Origin of the sequence: Hyphomicrobium sp. ghe19 (assembly GCF_902712875.1) — a bacterium.
In the GTDB taxonomy this organism is placed as follows: Bacteria; Pseudomonadota; Alphaproteobacteria; order Rhizobiales; family Hyphomicrobiaceae; genus Hyphomicrobium_B.
The window spans coordinates 2,575,575-2,595,650 of the sequence record NZ_LR743509.1 but is presented as its reverse complement, the minus strand read 5'-3'; the positions used below and the strand labels follow the sequence as shown (position 1 = coordinate 2,595,650).

At 59.0% G+C, this 20,076-nt stretch carries 15 protein-coding genes; 8 read left to right on the top strand and 7 right to left on the bottom strand.

Annotation, left to right across the window (positions count from 1 at the left end):
* Positions 1–41: 41 nt before the first annotated feature.
* From AACL53_RS12635 to AACL53_RS12620, 4 genes are all read right to left on the bottom strand, one after another.
* Complete coding sequence (locus tag AACL53_RS12635) at positions 42–374, bottom strand: Gp49 family protein (RefSeq protein WP_339084870.1); 333 nt, start codon at positions 372–374, stop codon at positions 42–44.
* Position 375: 1 nt separating this feature from the next.
* Positions 376–864 carry a hypothetical protein gene (locus AACL53_RS12630; protein ID WP_339084869.1) on the bottom strand — a complete coding sequence of 163 codons (489 nt, stop codon included), beginning with the start codon at positions 862–864 and terminating at the stop codon, positions 376–378.
* A complete protein-coding gene (locus AACL53_RS12625; RefSeq protein ID WP_339084868.1) occupies positions 833–1,510 on the bottom strand; it encodes a hypothetical protein in 678 nt (225 codons plus the stop codon). The genes AACL53_RS12630 and AACL53_RS12625 overlap by 32 nt, the downstream gene beginning before the upstream one ends.
* 341 nt (positions 1,511–1,851) lie before the next feature.
* On the bottom strand, positions 1,852–4,365 hold the full coding sequence (locus AACL53_RS12620) for a DNA-directed RNA polymerase (protein ID WP_339084867.1): 2,514 nt from the start codon (positions 4,363–4,365) through the stop codon (positions 1,852–1,854).
* 450 nt (positions 4,366–4,815) lie between these two features.
* Here AACL53_RS12620 and AACL53_RS12615 point away from each other — a divergent pair, with 450 nt between their 5' ends.
* From AACL53_RS12615 to AACL53_RS12595, 5 genes are all read left to right on the top strand, one after another.
* Entirely contained in the window at positions 4,816–5,469 is a 654-nt protein-coding gene (locus AACL53_RS12615; protein ID WP_339084866.1) for a protein-L-isoaspartate O-methyltransferase, read from the top strand.
* 289 nt (positions 5,470–5,758) lie between these two features.
* A complete protein-coding gene (locus AACL53_RS12610) occupies positions 5,759–7,222 on the top strand; it encodes a TolC family outer membrane protein (protein WP_339084865.1) in 1,464 nt (487 codons plus the stop codon).
* A gap of 253 nt (positions 7,223–7,475) precedes the next feature.
* Positions 7,476–9,140 (top strand): DUF2497 domain-containing protein, encoded by a 1,665-nt coding sequence (locus tag AACL53_RS12605; RefSeq protein ID WP_339084864.1) that lies wholly within the window; start codon positions 7,476–7,478, stop codon positions 9,138–9,140.
* 332 nt (positions 9,141–9,472) lie between these two features.
* Positions 9,473–10,213, top strand: coding sequence for a DUF2497 domain-containing protein (locus tag AACL53_RS12600; RefSeq protein ID WP_339084863.1), 741 nt, complete (start codon positions 9,473–9,475; stop codon positions 10,211–10,213).
* Positions 10,214–10,341: 128 nt separating this feature from the next.
* On the top strand, positions 10,342–13,107 hold the full coding sequence (locus tag AACL53_RS12595; protein WP_339084862.1) for a valine--tRNA ligase: 2,766 nt from the start codon (positions 10,342–10,344) through the stop codon (positions 13,105–13,107).
* A 22-nt stretch (positions 13,108–13,129) separates the two neighbouring features.
* Here the strand turns inward: AACL53_RS12595 and AACL53_RS12590 are convergent, their stop codons facing one another.
* Positions 13,130–13,903, bottom strand: coding sequence for a helix-turn-helix transcriptional regulator (locus AACL53_RS12590; RefSeq protein WP_339084861.1), 774 nt, complete (start codon positions 13,901–13,903; stop codon positions 13,130–13,132).
* Between the two features lie 93 nt (positions 13,904–13,996).
* Between AACL53_RS12590 and AACL53_RS12585 the strand changes: the two genes are divergently transcribed.
* Positions 13,997–14,920 (top strand): DMT family transporter, encoded by a 924-nt coding sequence (locus AACL53_RS12585; RefSeq protein ID WP_339084860.1) that lies wholly within the window; start codon positions 13,997–13,999, stop codon positions 14,918–14,920.
* A 31-nt stretch (positions 14,921–14,951) separates the two neighbouring features.
* Here the strand turns inward: AACL53_RS12585 and AACL53_RS12580 are convergent, their stop codons facing one another.
* Positions 14,952–15,557 (bottom strand): DUF2939 domain-containing protein, encoded by a 606-nt coding sequence (locus AACL53_RS12580; protein WP_339084859.1) that lies wholly within the window; start codon positions 15,555–15,557, stop codon positions 14,952–14,954.
* Between the two features lie 109 nt (positions 15,558–15,666).
* Positions 15,667–16,788, bottom strand: coding sequence for a M48 family metallopeptidase (locus AACL53_RS12575; protein ID WP_339084858.1), 1,122 nt, complete (start codon positions 16,786–16,788; stop codon positions 15,667–15,669).
* A gap of 417 nt (positions 16,789–17,205) precedes the next feature.
* Between AACL53_RS12575 and ilvD the strand changes: the two genes are divergently transcribed.
* Entirely contained in the window at positions 17,206–18,930 is a 1,725-nt protein-coding gene (ilvD, locus tag AACL53_RS12570; RefSeq protein ID WP_339084857.1) for a dihydroxy-acid dehydratase, read from the top strand.
* Positions 18,917–20,011, top strand: a complete 1,095-nt coding sequence (locus AACL53_RS12565) for a sel1 repeat family protein (protein WP_339084855.1) — start codon at positions 18,917–18,919, stop codon at positions 20,009–20,011. Before ilvD ends, AACL53_RS12565 begins: the two co-directional genes overlap by 14 nt.
* The last annotated feature ends 65 nt before the right edge of the window (positions 20,012–20,076 follow it).

The window sequence follows — 20,076 nt, the reverse complement described above, 5'->3', positions numbered from 1 at the left end:
CCATTTCTGATGACCCCTTGGGTAGTTTGTGTGCCTGTAGCTTACAGACCACCTTGGTAACTCTGACCTTGGTTGCTCCAAAGTTTATCCCTTAGGAGATACCCTTCGAGTTGCCAGAGTTGTCTGAAGGCGTTGTCGAAAGCGAAACGTCGTCCTACTTCTTCATTGAAGTTTCGGATGTCAGCAGGTGTGCTGTGACCAATGACTTTGAAGCCGTTGTACATCTCCAAGATGCAGATGGTGGTTGAACCATCAGCTAGGTAACGAGCAGCTTTGATGTGATCTTTTATGCTGTTCTCTGTGACCTTGGGGAAGACGCACTTCTCAGCAACTACTTGCTTTGCGGCTTCAGTCGTCAGTCCGGGTTCTCGCATGTTAGCTCTTACGTTTGAGTGGCACGGTCCATCCCAACACAGTCTTGGTAGCTTCCACCTGAGAAGGCGTGAGGCTTTCTTTGAACCAAGCGTCAGGGATTAGTTTAGCGGCATACTCGAAGCCATATTGATCGCACCACATTGCGTAGGTGGTCTGAGACTTCTTCGAGATTCGCTGATTTGGATTTGAGAATACAAAGCGGATCACCAAGTTGGGATACTGCGCTTTGATGAACTTATGCTTCTGCCTGTCAGCAGTAACGAAACGGCCCTTCGTTTCTACGATGATGCCGTTAATTAGAACGAAGTCGGGAGTGTACGTTCGCGTCTTAGCGGGGGGATCGTATTTGATCTTGAAGAGTTCGTAGCAGACCGGCTGACCCTTTCGAGCCAACTGATCTGCCACCTTGTCTTCAAGTCCAGAACGATGACCGGCGTCGGTTAGATACCGTTGCCTATCAGTAGACTTCCTCGTCCTCGTCCGACTCATCTTCCGAGTCATCCGAGTCTTTCTTATTGTTTTTGGACTTGGAGGGTTTGTAGGCTTCACCCTCATAGCCGTCTTCTTCGCCAAAGCCGTAGCTTGAGGCGCTGTTGCCACCGAACTCTACGAGGTCAAGAACCTGCACAGCTTGGAGACGCAGGGAGACACCCGCTGCATTGGACGCGGGAACAAAGTAGTGAGGCAGTTCAACACCCAAGATGACCGTTGAACCACCACCCACGTTAGCTTGTATGCGCTTGCCCTTAGCGTCGTAGATGACAATCGACTTCTCGATTACGTCACCCTTCTTCGTCGTGATCTTCGCACGCTGCTTAGTACGGAAGATGATGTTGCCTGTCGGCTCACCGTCATCGTCAAGCTCTTCGAAGTAGGGCTTATCACCTTCGACAATAGGCTTTGGCTTCTTGCCCTTTGTGGGCTTCTTCTCCTTAGCCTTGAAGGATTCAACGGCCTTCTTCGCTTCCTCATCGATCAGCTTAATGAACGATTTGGCTTCCTTTGCAGGAACAATGAGGTTGCACTTGAAGTCACCGTCAGCGCTGAACTTAGTGTCCGGGGTGTTGATCCACGGATACTGAGCGATGCCCTTCGGAGTTTTGGTTCGCACATACTTCTGCTTTTCGTCTGCCATTAACAGCTTTCTTCTTGTGGGATGGTTTTACAGAAGACCCACTTGAAGAGTGACGACGCGTAAGCCTCTGACGTGACCAAGTTTCATTCGGTACGCCATTCACCTTGCACCATGCCTCCACTGCCATACGTTTCACTTGAGCGGTACGGTCTCGGTGCATTCCATTAAAGTCGAAGGTGGTTTCACCATTCGCTTCAGTGATGGTCAGTGAATTGTGACCTGCTCCAAAGCGGAGCGTCATTGTCGGCTTAGCTTTCATCTTTCAATCCCTCGTTTGTGTGGTCTTGCATGACTAGGGGGTAATTGCTCACCCCCATGAGAATCTCACAGCAGTGAGCTAATCAGGCAAAGAAGAACTCAGAGTCCAACACCTGTCGGAGGTCCAACATTCCCTTGCTTGGTAGTGGCGGTAGTTTCTCCCATTCCTTTTCAGGAAGGTACGTCTTCACTTCGTCCAGGAAGTCCTTCAGCACATCGTGCTTAGAGTACATCTTCACGAACTGCTCACGGAGTGTGTACGCCAACTGAGCGGTATCAGCAGCGTGCGTCCCGTAGCTGTCGTGGATCATAGCGAAGTGAGTAACTCCTTCTTTCGCTGCTGAGTTGACCGTGAGGATCAACGCTGTTGCGTCCAGGGAGTGCACGAAGTTGGGAGCGATACCTGTAGACATCTTGTTGACTGACATCCCTGGTTGGTCTTCCCGGATGTAAATCTTCTTCTTGATGCGTCCACTGAGGTACGTCTCAATGGATAGCAACTTGGTATTGCGGTAGGCTTGGTAGCAGATGAAGCCTGAAGGTGTTGTCCACTTGATAGGGAGATCGTTGCTAGCGATGACGCGTGCTACCTGCTGTAGCCACTTCATAGCCTCAGCAGCTTTTATGACGACCTCACGGATACCGTGGTGGACGTGCTTACCGAGATGCACACAGGCACGTCTCTCGTCATGGCCAAAGGGTGACTCCTTCCCATCCATAGACTCCCTGTAGGCATCTTCGACGTACTGCATGGTAGCTGTAAGCTGACCACCATAAGGCATCACCATAGTAGGACGCTTAGTGAGCTTCCTGTTGATACCTAGCTTCAGCCACTCTTCCGCCATCCAGTGATCAGCAAGTTCCTCCTCCACCTCACGCTCCAACTTGGTGGTGACCAGCTTGGCTACTTCCGCGTAGATGTCCGAGGGTACGTCACCAGGAACCAGATTGACTGCACGTCCTCCAATCTCGTCACGTAGCATCGCGCTGAAGTGCTGTAGACCATTGCAGCTTCCATCCATCGCTACCGGGATGTAGGACGGTTCACCTGACAGAACACCCATGTAGTCGAAGCACCATGCGAGGAAGCAGAATGGTTTGTCCGCTTCAGCCCACCAGAGATTGCCAATAGGGTCTTCGACCGTCGCAGCTATCTGCTTCATGTGGTCTTTCACCCACTGTACGCGATCTGGAAAGCCAACCTTGTCGTAGCCGTAGGTGTTGGCACCATGGATCATCAGCCAGTGCATCGCCTCAGTGTTGCGCACATACTTACCTTCAGCGAACACCAGCATCCCACGTGCATAGTCAGCGCCTTGTGGGTGCAGTCCCGTCGGGATGTCATAGATGCGACCACGGAAGTCTAGGTCATGTGGGAAGTACAGCGCCTTCTCGTTACGGAACTTCTGAGCTACCTCCATCAGCCTCTCAATCGAGATACGCTTAGACCGGCTTAGGTTGTTCTTCTCGCGAACGCGAACGCTAGCGACCTTCCATTCTTTGAGTTCTTTCTCCTGCTTCTTGGTGAGGCGCTTCTTGGTCTTCTTCAGCTGTGCCTTGCTGCGTTTCCCTAGTCGCTTATCCTCTTCGATCATCCAGGAGAGACGCTCAGGGAGTGGAAGCTCCTCACGTGCTGGAAGCCCTGCAATGGGATGACCGGCCTGCCAGAGTGCAGCTAGTGCATCCAGGACGGGCGTTGAGATTTTCCATGAGGTCTGATCCAGGTGGTTGATGGCTTTTACAACCTTGGTGAGGTTTGCACCTTCGAGCGTCTTCACGTGATCCTTGCGCAGTCGCTTCACGAGGGTGTGTGGTCTCTTCATTGCTGAGAAGTACGGACCTGACGTGAGGTCACCTGTGCGAGGACTAGGAGGTACGATCATAGGCAGTGCTAAAGGGTGCAGTAGTTCACCAAACTCCTTCCGCTTCTCGAACCACTCGTTAGCCTTCTCTGAGAACCTCAGGACCAGCTGCTCCCGCTTTCCCTTGGACAGGGTAGGCGTCTCGAAGAAGCCGGTCACAGTGAACGCCATGTGAGCAAAGAGAGACCCTACGATCACCGTCTGACGGTTCCCCCAGTTGGTCTTGAGTTCGATGTCCTTGATCTTGGGAGCAACCTTCAGCATCGCCCTACGGTTCTTCCTAGTGGTCACGCCGCGTCGCTTCAGGTTCTTGACCATGTTGTCCATCAGGCCACGGTCCTTCGTCGCAAGCTCCTTGCACCAAGCCTCATCCTCCAGCGCTGTCCCTATGGACGTGTAGCTGTAGGTCAGAGGGGAGCCACTTATGGCGGAATTGATTAGAACCTTGATGGTGACGAAGGCGATGACATCGGCTGGCAGTATCTCCACCAGCTTGTAGGCAGCATGCCTCCGTCCAGCCCTCCCTGAAGCACACTCCTCACGCCACGCTTCGATCTCCTTGGAGAGGGGAAGGATGGCCTCCCGGATGAGTGCCATTCCCGGCTCGGTTTCGGCACCGCGCTTGTTCTTGGTCGCCTTCTCCATGCTCCTACGGAAGCGTTGAGCACCGTACTCACGCATCTCATTCTCAAGCGCCAACTGCCTGCTTAGGGCCTGGGTATTTTGAATTGTCACCGATTGTCTCCAGATTTGTCACACGAAGGGGTTTGTCTAAATATCCCTCACACGTGTGAGATAACAGCAGAAACGAAAAGACGAGCCTGAAACAGCCCGTCTTTACTGATCATTCTGGAGTTGTTGACTAGGTGGAGAGTTCGGGCAGGGTATTTGCAGTCCGCTTCATAGCCACTCTGACACGTGGCCTCTCTGCGATCGTGCGGCCGTCTTTATCGGAATCGGACCTTAAATGAAACGCTGTTCCGAAAGTTTCGGAAAAGCTTCCACTGGACCAAGACGAGACGCCCGTCGACCGACCGGGCATCTACCATACACCAGTCTCTCCTTACAAGCCGTTACGGCCACGAACGAAATTTCCACATGCGACGGCGTTCCCGTCGCACTCGGTTAGCGCGTCGTCTATAGAGGTCTCATCGGCGGCAAATCTCGGGGGCGGGGAGAGAAGCGATGGCAGACGTGGCATTGCAGCGCAAGAACATGGTCGAAAGTCAGATCCGTCCAAGCGACGTGACGGATCGGCGGATCACGACAGCCATGACGGCCATCCCGCGCGAAAAATTTCTGCCCGCTCGCCTCGCAAGCCTCGCTTATAGCGATGAGAGCTTAATGATCGCGCCGGGGCGGGAAACCTTGCCGCCGGTGGTGCTCGCCAAACTCATCCAGCTCGCCGAGTTCGAGGCTGGCGACAATGTTCTCGTGATAAGCGAGTCGGGCTATGCCGCGGCCGTTGTGGCTGAGATGGCAAAGAAGGTCGTTGCACTTTTTGCCGACGACCACGGGGCGAAGGCTGCCACTGAAGCATTTGCGTCGCTTGCGATCGGAAATGTCGTCGCTGTCTCGGGTGCGGCCGCATCGGGTTGGCCGGCGAGGGGCCCCTATGACGTCGTGCTGATCGAAGGCGGCATCGAAAAGATACCCGACACAATCAAGGATCAGATACGCGAAAACGGCCGGTTGGTCTCGATTGCGATAAATGACAAAATAGGACGGGCGGTCGTCCTGCATAAGCGCGCCAGCATCTTTGCCCGGCGAGACGCATTCCAGGCTGCCGCACCTTTGATTTCCGGTTTTGCGGAGGCGCGGCCTGCTTTTGTCTTCTAAGTCGCGTTCTGTGTGCGGCAAACCAGACACACGTAGCTGCACACGACCGTCGCAGACGGGATTTGCAAGTTAAGACGTTTACGGGGGAGCTTCGGGGGAAGCGCGAAAAAAGCAACTCTTTCGAAGAATTTAGCGAAGGGCTCTGGCGTGGCGCGAATACCGCCATAAGTTAACAGCCGGTCTACGGGGAAGTGAAACCGCTTAGTCGATCCAGATCGAATCGGCTAGACGGGAATAATTGGGGGACCACTCTTTCAGTCGCGACTGAGTGGTGCGCAGGTGAATTCAATTGGCTAATTCCAACGTCAAAGTATCGTCACGCAACGGCGCGATCTCGGTCGGCCGTTACACGGCCAAAGCCTTCCTGGCCTTGGCCGTTGGCGTCGCGATGACTGCAACAGCGCGCGCAGAAACGCTGCTCGACGCCCTGACGGCAACTTACCAATACAGTCCGACGCTCGATTCCGCCCGCGCGACGCAAAGGGCGCGGGACGAGGATATCTCGAGAGCCAATGCCGGCTACCGGCCGGATATCAACGCTTCCGCCAATGTCGGCCGCGAGAAAAGCACGACCATCTCACCGCTCGTTGGACAATCTAATCGCGCGATTACGTCCCCGCGCGGCTATGCACTCGATCTCGTGCAGCCTCTCTTCACTGGCTTTCAAGTCACGAACGCGGTCAACGCCGCCGAAGCCAACGACCGCGCCGGGCGCGAGACGCTGAGGCAGACGGAACAGCAGGTTTTGCTCGACGCCGTAACGGCGTTCGGCGATGTGACCCGTGACCAGGCCATCGTTAAGTTGAACGAGAACAACTTGAAGTTTCTCGATGCTGAATTGAAAGCCCAGCGGGACCGCTTCAGCGTCGGCGAAGTGACGAGAACTGACGTTGCGCAGTCGGAAGCCCGGCGCGCCCTCGGCCAATCGGACCTTGATCAGGCCAAAGCCAATCTCAAGTCGAGCCGCGCCATCTTCGAGCAGGTCGTCGGCCATCCGCCCACGGGGCTGATCGAAGCAAATCCGAATACGAAGCTCGTCCCGCGGACGCTTGAAGATGCAATTGCGATCGGCGTGAAAGAGAATCCCCAGGTCGTGCAGGCTCTCTATCTCGAGCAGGCTCAGCGGTTTACGGTCGATCAGATCCGGGGCGCATTGCTTCCTCAGGCACAACTTGAGGCAAATTACACCGATCAGTTCGATCCGTCGGACGGCATCGACGAGGCCACATCGGCGTCGATCGTCGGGCGTGTAACCGTTCCGATCTATCCAGCAGGCGGCGAAGTCTATGCCCGCGTGCGGCAGGCCAAACACAATCAAATCGCAGCGCTTCAGCAGATCGAGGTGGCGCGCGCGGCCTCCCAATCCCAGGTCGTTCAGGCCTGGGCGCAGCTGCAAGGCTTCAAGGCCCAGTCGGAATCCGACAAGGCGTCGATCGTCGCCAACACCACGGCCCTCAATGGCGTTCGCGAAGAAGAGCGGGTCGGCCAGCGGACCGTTCTCGACGTTTTGAACGCCCAGCAGGAATTGCTTCAGTCCCAGGTGAACCTGGAAACAACGAAGCGGAACATTCTGGTGGCGTCATACACGCTGGTCTCGGCCATCGGGCGCCTCAGCGTTTCCGAGGTCGGCGCCGCCACCGCAGTTTATAATCCGGAAGTGCATTACCTCGAAGTCCGGAACAAGTGGTTCGGCTTGGACATCACCCACGACGATGGGCGCCAGGAGCACATGGAAGTCGCGCCGATCAAGTGAGCGGCCGCAACTTATGCTTTGCCAGGGCTGGATTTTTTGCCCGAAAGAATTAAATTTCGTTGTGCCCCGTCGCCTTGAGAGTGCCTCTCTCCGGGGATAACTGCTCGTGGGATCGTTGCGGTTTTCCCGCAACCTGCCACCATGCTGGATCTCCGAGGGTCCTCAATGAGTCCTACGGAAGGCAAGGGCGGTTGGGTGCGGTGAGTTCGCTACGCTTTCGGTGAAAGCGGCTTGTTTGCGAAAAAGGTAGGGTATGTCGAGACTGGAATCCACAGCCGAGCCGAGCATGGAGGAAATCCTCGCCTCGATCCGCAAGATCATCGCGGAGGATTCGTCCGGCCTGAGATCACCTTCGACTTCGCCGAGACCGGGCGCTCCATTTTCCCCAGCCATGAAGACGTCGCCCGCGCCGTCGCCGTCCGCACCCACGCCTCAGCGTGGTTTCATGTCGCGAGAGGCTTTTCTGAAATCCTCGCAGCCGGCTGATCCCGAGCCTGAGATCAAGCAGGCGCACGGTTTCTCAAATCCGGCCCCGTCCCTCGATGCGGAAAAGCCGTCGACGTTGAGGTCGCGCCCCTCGGAAGATAGCAGGGAAGCAGGAACTGCAGCGGGCAAAGCCGAGCAGCGGACGCCATCGTTCACGCCGATCGAGAAAAATGATTTCCCGGCCGCGGAGCCCGCACCGAAAGAGCGCAACGGAAACGTGTCGCCGGAAGCGTCGCTAAAATCGGTGTCGGTTGAATCGATCACGATCGAGTCGATCTCGATCGAAACGATCGCGGCAGAACCTAAACCTGTCGAACCGGCCGTGGTCATTGAAGCGACGCCCGTCGACGTTCATCCAGTTGTCGAAAGCGATACCGCACGGATCGAGGCGCAGCTTGCTGAGCTGCTCAATGATGATCTGAATGCTCTACGTCAGGGCCGCAGCGCGTCGCCTCACGATACGGTTGGCAAAGCGGAAGTGCCCGCAGAGCCCGCAGCATCCTCGGGCAAAGCGCCATCTGATGAGTTTCCGTCCGGCGAGCCGGCCGACAGCGCCGATCCGTTTGCCTTCGATCTTGGACCGTCGCCGTTCGCGAAGAGTGCGGCAAAGGTTGAGCCGCAACCCGAAGTCAGGGCTGATCTGAAGATTGAGCCGAAGTTCGAGCCGAAGTTCGAGCCGAAGTTCGAGCCGAAGTTCGAGCCGAAGTTTGAGCCCAAGATCGAGCCGAAGCTCGAACCCAAGATCGAACCGAAATTCGAAGCCAAGGCTGAACCGAAATTCGAATCTAAATTCGAACCGAAGGTTGAAGCAGCCCGGCCAATCGAAGCCGCACCGGCGCCCCAGCCGGCGATGACACCATTCGAGGCGCCGTTCGCGAGCGCTCGGCCGGCCGTCAATGAAATGCCAGTGAATGGCGCAGCCAACGGCTCTTATGCAAGCCATGCCTTCGAGGTCCCGAAGAGCGCCGGTTTCGGAAACTCGGAAGCACCGGTGTCCGCACCGAAGCCGCGTCAAACCTTCGTCGTCCCAAGCGTTTCCGCGACGCTTGGGCCATCGCGCAAGCTCGAGCCTCTGTCGGAAGCGTTCCGGCCGTCGTTCGGATTGAGCGTGCCGGAAAGAACGATCCCGACAGCGGAACTCGCGCCCGAGCCTCAGCAACCTGTTCGCTCAGTTGAGCCCGATCGCACCCGTCAGGAGCCCTCGGCTGCGCCCGCGCTTCGCAGCGAGAGCACCGAATCCGCTCTCGAGGCCACATCGCCGTCGAACGAATTGATCAGCGGCGATCGGCCGATGGAAGACGCGGTCGCCGATCTGCTGCGGCCGCTGCTCAAAACTTGGCTCGCCGAGAACATGCCGAAGATTCTCGAGCGTGCGCTCCGCCGCGAAATGTCCGAGCGGCTGTTGCCAGGTCAGAAGAACCCCCGCGACTAGGGTCTTGATCAGCGCCGGAAAACGCAGCTCCATGACGTTTGTCTTGGAGATCGATCACGGCTGCGCATCCACACGCTAAGCCGCTACAACAAATTTTTTTCTTGCGCGTGGCTTTCGCCACACGGCTGCCTCGACCTGCTCCTAGTTTGGTGTCTGCGGGGGGACGCATCGATCATAGCGTGAATGATCGGGACGCCCGCGACGTCACTGGGGTGATGGGGGCGCGTTGAGACACTTCCTCATCTGTCCAGAAACGACGAACCGGAGGGGCAACACGGGGCTGCCGACGCGGTTCTGCGAATTTGAAGTTCGTACGCAGAAGAGGAAGCGTCATGACAATGATGAATGGTGCGAAGCACGACGTCGAAGACATTCTGGCATCGATCCGAACCAGCATCGCCGATCGATCTCCGATGTTTGAAAGTGAAAAGCGCGAGGTCCGCATCACAACTCTGCGCGGCCGTAGCACGATTGCAGATGAAGCCGCGGAGTTCGAACTGCCGGCCATATTCAAGACGGCGGTGCAACAGACCTCTGAGCGGCCCAATTTACTTGGGAGGCTGAGTGAAGCATTGGCGTCAAGTGGACATCAGGAGCGCGACCGCTCCCGCACGGTAATACCGTTCGAGCCGGCGCACGGCCGTATGATCGAACCGCCGCCGGTCACCCTGGTTGAGGTCTCGGAAGACTCTGCGGCCGCAGCCGAGAAGATTGCCGCCGAAAACGACAGCCAGAAGCGGAACATGCCGACCTTCTTCGACACCCGCCTCAATCGCATGAGCGCGATGTCGCGGCCGGTCCAAGAGCCGCAGCCCGAGCCGGCACCGGCCCCCGCACCCAAAGCCGAACTGCCACAGCGCGCGCAACCGCAGCGCCCGCAACCGCCGCGCCTCCCCGAGCTTTACGCCTCCGCGGAACCGGCCGATGGCGCTGAGGACGTGGCCGCCCAGCTTTTGCGGCCGATCCTGAGACAGTGGCTAACCGAGAATATGCCCAAAATCGTCGAGAAGGCCCTCATGAACGAGGCTGGCTCCGGGCTCAACGGACCGCTCAACGGACCTTCGCGTCGTTGACGCGAAGGGTGCCTGCAACCGGAGAATATCCGGACATTAGGGAGCGAAGGTTGACAGCCGGCGAAGGTCGGCCGTACGACCGGGGTCCAAAACCCCGGCCAGATAGCTGATAAGCGACGCTCCCTCAGATGCTTGAAAAGACTTTTCGACCGGCCGAAATCGAGCCGCGTATCAATTCCGAATGGGAGAAGGCCAACGCCTTCCAGGCCGGACGGAGCGCGTCCGGCGGCAAGAATGCCGCCTATTCGATCGTCATCCCACCGCCCAACGTCACGGGCTCGCTCCACATGGGGCATGCTCTGAACAATACGCTGCAGGACATTCTTGTCCGCTTCGAGCGTATGCGCGGCCGTGACGTGCTCTGGCAGCCCGGCACCGACCATGCCGGCATCGCGACGCAGATGGTCGTCGAACGCCAGCTCGCAGCGGAGAAGCAACCGTCGCGCCGCGAACTCGGCCGCGAGGAATTCTTGAAGCGCGTTTGGACGTGGAAGGAAGAATCGGGCGGCACCATCGTCACGCAGTTGAAGCGTCTGGGCGCGTCCTGCGACTGGAGCCGCGAACGCTTCACGATGGATGAAGGCCTGTCGAAGGCCGTCGTGAAAGTCTTCGTGCAGCTCTACAACGAAGGGCTCATCTACAAGGACAAGCGCCTCGTCAACTGGGACCCGAAGTTCCAGACCGCGATCTCGGATCTCGAGGTCGTGCAGGTTGAGGCGCGCGGAAAATTCACGTGGTCGAAAGAGAGCGGCGAACCGTTTGACGCGGCCGCACTCGCAAAGGTCCTCGCGAAAGATCCGAGCGGCCACATGTACCACTTCCGCTATCCGTTGGCGGCAAAGGTGCCGGGCTACGACAAGGACTACATCGTCGTCGCGACGACGCGGCCTGAGACCATGCTGGGTGACACCGGCGTCGCCGTGCATCCAGATGACGAACGCTACGCGGCGCTGATCAAAGCGGGCGCCAAGGTGAAGCTGCCGCTCGTCGGCCGCGAGATCCCGATCGTTGGCGACGAATATTCCGATCCCGAGAAGGGAACCGGCGCGGTGAAGATCACCCCCGCGCACGACTTCAACGACTTCGAAGTCGGCAAGCGCCACGATCTTGCGCAGATCAACATTCTCGACGCCTACGGCAAGATCAACGACGAAGCGCCCGAAGCCTACCGCGGCCTCGATCGCTTCGACGCGAGGAAGAAGGTCGTTTCCGATATCGACGCGCTGGGTCTTCTCGAAAAGATCGAGCCGACAAGCCATACGGTACCGCACGGCGATCGTTCCGGCGTTGTCATCGAGCCGTGGCTGACGGACCAGTGGTACGTCAACGCCGAAGAGCTGGCCAAGCCCGCGATCGCCGCTGTCGAAAGCGGCAAGACCGACTTCGTCCCGAAGAACTGGGAGAAGACCTACTTCGAATGGATGCGCAACATCCAGCCCTGGTGCATTTCGCGCCAGCTCTGGTGGGGGCATCAAATCCCGGCGTGGTATGGCCCGGACGGCGAATACTTTGTTGCCGCCGAGGAGGCAGAAGCAAAGGCTCTGGCCGATAAGCACTACGGCAAGGATGTTCCGTTGACGCGCGACGAGGACGTTCTCGACACGTGGTTCTCCTCCGCGCTCTGGCCGTTCTCGACGCTCGGCTGGCCCGAAGATACGCCGGAACTCGAGCGTTATTATCCGACGAGCGTTCTCGTCACGGGCTTCGACATCATCTTCTTCTGGGTCGCCCGCATGATGATGATGGGCATCCACTTCATGAAGGAAGTCCCCTTTAAGGACGTCTACATCCACGCCCTCGTCCGCGACGAGAAGGGGCAGAAGATGTCGAAGTCGAAGGGCAACGTCATGGACCCGCTCGTCCTGATCGACGAGTTCGGCGCCGACGCACTGCGCTTCACGCTTGCCGCGATGGCGGCGCAGGGCCGCGACATCAAGCTCGCGAAATCGCGCGTCGAAGGCTATCGCAACTTCGCAACAAAGCTCTGGAACGCGGCTCGCTTTTCGGAGATGAACGAATGCGTGCGCCAGCGCGACTTCAATCCGAAGTCGGCGTCGCAGACATTCAACAAATGGATCATCGGCGAAACGGAGCTGACGGCAAAGGCGGTCACCGCTGCGCTCGAAGCCTACAAGTTCAACGAAGCGGCTGCTGCCATCTACGACTTCGTCTGGGGTCAGTTCTGCGATTGGTACCTTGAATTGATCAAGCCGCTTCTCGCTGGAGAAGATGAAGCCGCGAAGGCTGAAACGCGCGCCGTCACTGCTTGGACGCTCGATCAGATTCTGAAGATGCTGCACCCGTTCATGCCCTTCATCACCGAAGAGCTTTGGGACCACATGGTCGAATACGGCGTGAAGCGCGACAGCCTTCTCGTCCTCAGCCAGTGGCCGCAGCTCAATGGCCTCGTCGAGATCGACGCGGTCGAAGAAGTGAACTGGCTGGTGAACCTCATCTCCGAGATCCGCTCGGTGCGGACGGAAATGAGCGTGCCGGCCGGCGCCAAGATTCCGCTCGTCATCGTCGGCGCTGATGATGTGATCCGCGAGCGCGTCCGCCGCAACGAGGAGACGCTGAAGCGCGTCGCCCGCATCGACGAGATCGACTTCGAAGATTCGGCACCCAAAGGCGCGGCACTGGTCGTCGCCGGAGAGACGACGGCGGCGTTGCCGCTCGCTGGCATCATCGACATGGCCGCCGAGAAGCGTCGCCTCGCCAAGGCCATCGAAGGCGCCGAAGGCGACTTGAAGAAGATGGACGCCAAACTCTCCAATCCGCAATTCATCGAGCGCGCCAAAGAGGAAGCGATCGAGGAAGCCAAGGAGCGCAAGGCCGAACTCGAGGCCGAGATCATCCGCTTCTCGGCAGCCCTCCGGCGTATGGAAAGCGTCTAAGCAGCACTTCCGATTTTGCGGGTTACTTATAGAAAGCGCTCGGCGTCGTGCCGAAGTGCTTTCTGAACATCGCGGTGAACGCGCTCTGGCTCGCGTAGCCGTTGTCCACCGCAACATCGATGATTTTATCGCCACGCGCGAGACGTTCGAGCGCTGAGAGCAAACGCGCCTGCTGACGCCACTGTCCGAACGTGAGACCCGTTTCCTTCAAAAACAGTCGATGAACGGTTTTAGACGTCACGCCGAAGCGATCAGCCCAATCCCCTGCCGTGCTGGTGTCGTTAGGGGACAGCAGTAGAGCTTCGCAAATCGTGCGCAACCGCGTGTCGTCGGGCATCGGAAGATGCAACGGCAACACGTCCAGCTCGCGCAGCTCATAGAGGAGAAGCTGCATGAGGCACTCGTCGCGCGAGCCGCTTTCGTAATCGACAGGAACCTTGACCGCAGCGACGATCAGTTCGCGCAACAGCGGACTTACCGCAATCACGCAGTTGCCCCGGGGCAGGTGAGGGGAGGCGTCCTGATCCACAAAAACGGTGCGGATCTTCACCTCTCCGCGCATCTCCACTTCGTGCTCGAGCCCCGCCGCAAGCCAGACCGCACGGTTAGACGGAACAACCCAGGAGCCCGCAGGCGAGCGAACGATCATGACGCCCGAAACGGCGAAGAGAAGCTGGGCGCGCGGATGGCTGTGCAGTCCAGTCGAAGAACCGCTCGGGTAGTCGACCTCCATCGCGGCCACAGGGCGGGCGGTTGCGTGAAAATCCAAGTGGCGTGAAAGCAAATCTTCGAGCATGTCCCGATCTCGACAAGATTGGTCACTCTAGCGTGAGACTGACGGTTCCGAAACCCCTACGACGAGAGGCGCATTCGTAGGACCTCGGACATCATGCTCAACCAAAGACTCGCCTTCCTCTATCCGTTCCTCGCCATCGTTCTGTGGGCCGGCAACGTCATCGTTTCGCGCTTGTCGGCGCACACGATAGGACCGCAGGCGATCACGTTTTATCGGCTGTTGTTTGCGGTCATGCTTATGAGCGCATTCGTCGCCCGGCCGGCGTGGCGGAACCGAGCCGCGATCTGGCCACATCTCGGCGAGTTCGCAATCCTCGGATTCCTTGCGATGTGCTTGTTTCAAAGTCTTTCGTATCTCGCGGCCGAGACGACGACAGCGACGAACATGGCTGTGTTCACGGCACTGACCCCGTTGTTGACAGTAGCGCTAAGTGCAGCGCTGCTTGGCGAACCGCCGACGTATGGCGTGGTTTTCGGCGGCGCTATTTCTTTCGGAGGGCTTCTTTATCTCGTGAGCGGAGGCGACATCTCCGCTTTGCCGAGAAATGGCATCCACCCCGGTGACGCGCTGATGCTCATGGCGGCATTCGTCTACGCACTCTACGGCGTACTGCTGAAGCGCTGGAATTTGCCGATTACAGGTTGGCAATCGACTTATATGCAGGCGCTATGCGCGCTGGCAGCGATGTTTCCTGCACTGCTTGCGACGCCCGCGCCTCTTCGTCAGTTGAATGCCGAAACTCTACCGCTGATCGCCTATGCGGGCGGCCTCGCGTCGGTCGTGCTGCCATTCCTTTGGATCCGCGGCGTGCAACAACTCGGACCGAATCGTTGCGCCGTGTTCATGAACCTGCTGCCGGTTCTAACCGCAGCGGCGGCGATCGTGATGTTAGGAGAGCCGGTGAAGTTCTTCCACGTCATCGGCGCAGCTCTGACCCTTGCGGGAGTCGCGTGTGCACAAGCTTTCCGGAAACCGATTATCGCCGCAGCCGGTGTGGAGAGGGCAAACAGAGGATGACGACGCGAGAACGGGGTGTTCTAGAGCCACCCTATTCCGTGCTCGTAAAGCGCTGCACCGCGTTCTTCGCGGTCGTCAGAAACTTGACGCGGAGCTCCGTGAGCTTCCATCCGACGGATCGTAGCTCGAGCTTGCCGAGATAAATCCGCGTCGGGTCGTACTTGTCTTCCATGTCGATTTCGAAGCTCGTCGGGCTCGTGAACTCCGCGCGCTTCACGCGAGCCCATGCGCGCTGGATCCGATCGAGAATGGGCGTCGTCTTCGCTTCGTCGGCATCGCTGGCGACCAGATCGCGGTACTTATTGCGCAGCGTGAAAAGCTGCGGCAGTCCCTCGGGCGTCACGTACGTTTCGATGATGCCGTCGACGGCGCTTTGGCCCCAATAGGCTTTGAAGCGCGTCCAGAGCCCGTTGCTCGCTGCCGGATCGACATTGGCATCGGGAAGATTGAGCGCGATCCGCGCAATCGAGGGCTTCAGCGTTTCGCGAACCGTGGGCCACTCGATGGCGGTGGCGAGGTAGTCCGAATCGCCGTTGCGAACCGCTTCGCGAATGCCCCAGGCCGTCGCGAAGGGCGAGCCGATGTAAATCGCTGCGGCAACGAGAAAAAATCCGAATACGATTGAAACCGGCTTCATGCAGAGTTCCGTTGCAGCACGCGATTGGTTCGCGCCGTCATCGTCCTCTTACGGACAAAATCTGACGAACTTCGGGCTAAGCATGCCGCGCTCCGCAGCGCGATTGCGACTATTCCGGGTCGCGCGTTTTCTTGCACACCGATTTCAGACTTTGCCAGGCTTCCGCGCTGAGCGCCGGGCTGGAAGGATAGTCCTTCTGCTCGCTGACGACACGCGCGCGTTCGGCGGCCGGAGGGTGCGTGCGAAACCAGCTGAAGGCGCCCGGACCTTCGTCGCCGTCTTCGGCTTCCATCTTCGTGACGCGCGTGAAGAAGTTACCGAGCCCCTTCGGCGAAATATCGGCCGCCTTGAGTAATTCGAGCGCATGCTTGTCGGCCTCCCGTTCGGCGTCGCGGGAATAGCCCAGCTGCGCCAGCATGAGCCCGACGTTGGCGAGCCCTCCGCCGGTCGTGTTCCCAAGCATGACTTCGAGCGTCGCGCCAAGACCGACGCCGCGAATGATCGCAGATTCCGGATGGAGTTCGATCCCGTGACCCATTTCATGGGCGAGGACGCCAGCAGCCTCATCCGGGCTTTCCGATTTGTCGAGCAAGCCGCTGGTCAGGACGATCTGGCCGCCCGGCACGGCAAAGGCATTCATCAAAGGCCAGTCGTAAACGTGGATATGGAACGGGACGTTTCCCGACGCGCCTTGCGAAAGCCGCTCGGTCAACCGCGTGAGAGCCGCGAGACCGGCAGGGTCGACGCACTCCTTATGGCCCTTGGTCATCGATGAACGGGTGGCATCGCCGAGCCGCTCGCGCCAGCTGTTGGGAAGGTGTTGCGCGATCGATTTCGACGGACTGAAGCCGAGCAGGTAGACCGCAGCGATCAGCCCCGCCATGAACGCGAGAATAAAAAACCACATGCGCTTCTCGCGAAGCCAAGCTGCGCGGACCGACAGACGCGGCGCGCGCTCCCTGAGCGCCGCGGCAAAGCCCCCTCCCTGGACGAAGAGCGATGCGCCCGGCTCATCGCCGGACGTCAGCAGAACGTCGATGGCGTTTCGCCGGATAGGCTCCTCGGAGCGGAGTTTGGCGTACGGCCAGGTATGCCGAGAACCGCCGGGGAGGTCGATCTCGATGCCGGACGCCCCGAGGGACACGGTGCCGTCGACAGGGGTAGCGCCGCGGCGAGCGATAAAGCGGCAATAACTCGGGAAGGCCGGATTGGCCGCCGGGGCTGAAGTCATCGAAGAATTCCGCTTGGGTTGGAGCGCGACCGCCCACATTTAAGCATGGCTGCCCGTAAAGAAATGTCTCCCGGACGACAAACTCGGGCCCTTGTCGCGTCGAAATCTCAGCCCAAATGGCACAGCCAGCGGCCGTCGTCGATGCAACGCGCGGGGCCACGATTTTCGACACAGTCAGCGCACCCGTTAACGATGATCGGTGGGTTGCATAGCTGATGTGGCGGTTAAGCAACTTTCTGGAGCCACCGCGCCACTTTCGAGCCACAATGACCGCGCACCTGCTGACGTCCGGCGTTGGCTTATGCAGCGTCATTTTTTATCAGGCAGAGCACTTTCGCCGAGCCCACGCGACTGGCATCCCTGCGCCATCCGAATCCGGGTGGTTTGACAAGGGCAAGGATGCCCAAAGAGGAATAAATGGACGCCAAGACGTTCGATAAATCGAAGCTTCCGAGCCGTCACGTGACGCAGGGCCCCTCGAGGGCGCCGCACCGTTCGTATTATTATGCGATGGGCCTGACCGAGGAGGAGATCAACCGCCCGTTCGTCGGCGTCGCATCGTGCTGGAACGAAGCCGCGCCGTGCAACATTTCGCTGATGCGCCAGGCGCAAGCTGTGAAGACCGGCGTCAAGGAAGCAGGCGGCACGCCGCGCGAATTCTGCACCATCACCGTCACCGACGGCATCGCCATGGGCCACCAGGGTATGAAGTCGAGCCTCGTCTCGCGCGAAGTCATCGCCGATTCGATCGAGCTCACGATGCGCGGCCATTCCTATGATGCTCTCGTCGGCATCGCCGGCTGCGATAAGAGCTTGCCCGGCATGATGATGTCGATGCTGCGGCTCAACGTGCCGAGCGTCTTCATGTACGGCGGATCGATTCTGCCCGGCCGCTTCAAGGACCGCGACGTCACCGTCGTCGACGTCTTCGAGGGCGTCGGCATGCATAACGCCGGCAAAATGTCGGCGGAGGAACTCCACGAGCTTGAATGCGTCGCCTGCCCATCGGCCGGTTCTTGCGGTGGCCAGTTCACGGCGAACACGATGGCCTGCGTTTCGGAAGCCATCGGCTTGGCGCTTCCGGGTTCGGCCGGTGCGCCTGCTCCGTTCGAAAGCCGCGATGCCTACGCGCACGAAAGCGGCAAGGCCGTCATGCGTCTCATCGCCGATGGCCTTCGTCCGCGCGAAATCTGCACGCGCAAGGCCTTCGAGAACGCGGCCATCATCGTTGCGGCAACCGGCGGCTCGACCAACGGCGCGCTGCATTTGCCCGCCATGGCTCACGAGGTCGGCATCGATTTCGATCTGTTCGACGTCGCCGAGATCTTCAAGCGGACGCCTTATATCGCCGACTTGAAGCCGGGCGGAAAATACGTCGCCAAGGACGTCTACGACATCGGCGGCGTTCAGCAGATCCTGAAGGCTCTGCTCGAGGGCGGAATTTTGCACGGCGATTGCATCACCGTGACCGGTAAGACACTCGCGCAAAATCTCGAGAGCGTGAAATTCAATCACGATCAGAAAGTCGTATTTCCGGTTTCCAATCCGATCACGCCGACGGGCGGCGTCGTGGGCCTTAAGGGCACGCTCGCTCCCGACGGCGCGATTGTGAAAGTCGCGGGTCTGAAGACGCAGAAATTCCGCGGCACGGCATTGTGCTTCAACTGTGAGGAAGATGCATTCCAGGCGGTTGAAGATCGAAAGTACAAGGCTGGCGATGTGATCATCATCCGTTACGAGGGACCGAAGGGCGGTCCGGGCATGCGCGAAATGCTGTCGACGACGGCCGCACTTTACGGCCAAGGCGCTGGCGATAACGTAGCACTCATAACGGACGGACGCTTTTCGGGCGGCACACGCGGGCTCTGCATCGGTCATGTCGGACCGGAAGCAGCCGTTGGTGGTCCGATTGCGCTGGTTCAGGATGGCGACATCATCACGATCGACGCTGAAAAGGGGACGCTCGACCTCGAGGTCAGTGAGGAAGAGCTGGAACGGCGTCGCAAGACCTGGAAGGCGCCGCCGAACATGTATCAGTCGGGGGCACTGAGGAAATTTGCGGACCAAGTGGGACCGGCGCGCTATGGCGCTGTCACCCATGCGGGAGGAAAGGCGGAAGTTCTCTGCTATGCGGACATTTAGGCTTGCACTTGCGGGAAGCGTTGCGACCCTTCTGATGCTGGGTTCGGCGATGGCGGGAGACATTGTCTTCCGCTCGCCGGACGATGCGATGAAGCAAGGAATATCGGCGTTCAACGGCGGTTACTACGAACTGGCGTTGCCCGCATTCGAAGCGCTCGAGGCTTCGAAACCGCAGATCGCGCGCTATTACATGGCGCGCATCTATGGCGATAACGAAGGTGCCTACACCGACCACGGTAAAGCTTTCCGCTTGTACAAGTCGCTTGCGGACGATCTGCAAGATGTCGATCCGGACGACGACAATCTTGCGCCGATCGCCGCGAAATCCCTGACAGCCGTTTCGACATATCTGAGAAATGGTGTTACCAATGCAGGCGTGAAGCCGGACGTCGAAGCAGCGAATCGTGCTTTGCAACGAGCCGCGCTGACCTTCAACGACGAGGACGCGCAGTTTGAACTCGCCAAGGTGTTTCTGAGAGGCGAGGGGCCGGACATTTCGGTCGCCGGCTTCGAAGACCCGTCGAGCAAAATTGCGAACGGCCGCCATTGGCTGTCGCGCCTGTCGCAGGCCGGTCATCCCGGCGCTCAGGCGTTCCTCGCCGATTTGATGTGGCGCGGAAAGTTCGTCGAGAAGAACCCGACCGCCGCGCTGAACCTCATCGACGTTGCCGTCGCCAACGCGCCGCTGAGCGAGCGCGTGTGGATCGAGGACATCTATCAGAACATCTTCTGCAACGCGGGCGAGGGCGTCCGCCTGCAAGCGACGGGACGCGTCGCCGAATGGCATAACCTCTATGGCCGCAGCCCCGCGGCGCGCGACAGCAAGGACGGTCTCGATAATTTAGCGGCCGAACCTGTGAGAACGTGCTCGAACGGCGAACTGGTACGTCCAATGGGCGTCGTCACGCCTGCCGCCGGGACGCAAGTCATCACGTCGGCACCGTCGGCTTCGCCTCAGCGAAACGCGGTCATTCCGGCGGCGACCTCGTTGCAGCCCTCAGCCGCGTCGCCGTCAGCGCCCGCTTTGTCGTCGTCAGCCCCAATGCTCGGCTTTGGAGCCGGCGAGTCCACGGCTCGCTAAGAGTTTTCGATTTTCGTTTGGCGGCCGGCTCGACGAAGGAGAGTCGCCAAACGCATCGAGAATGT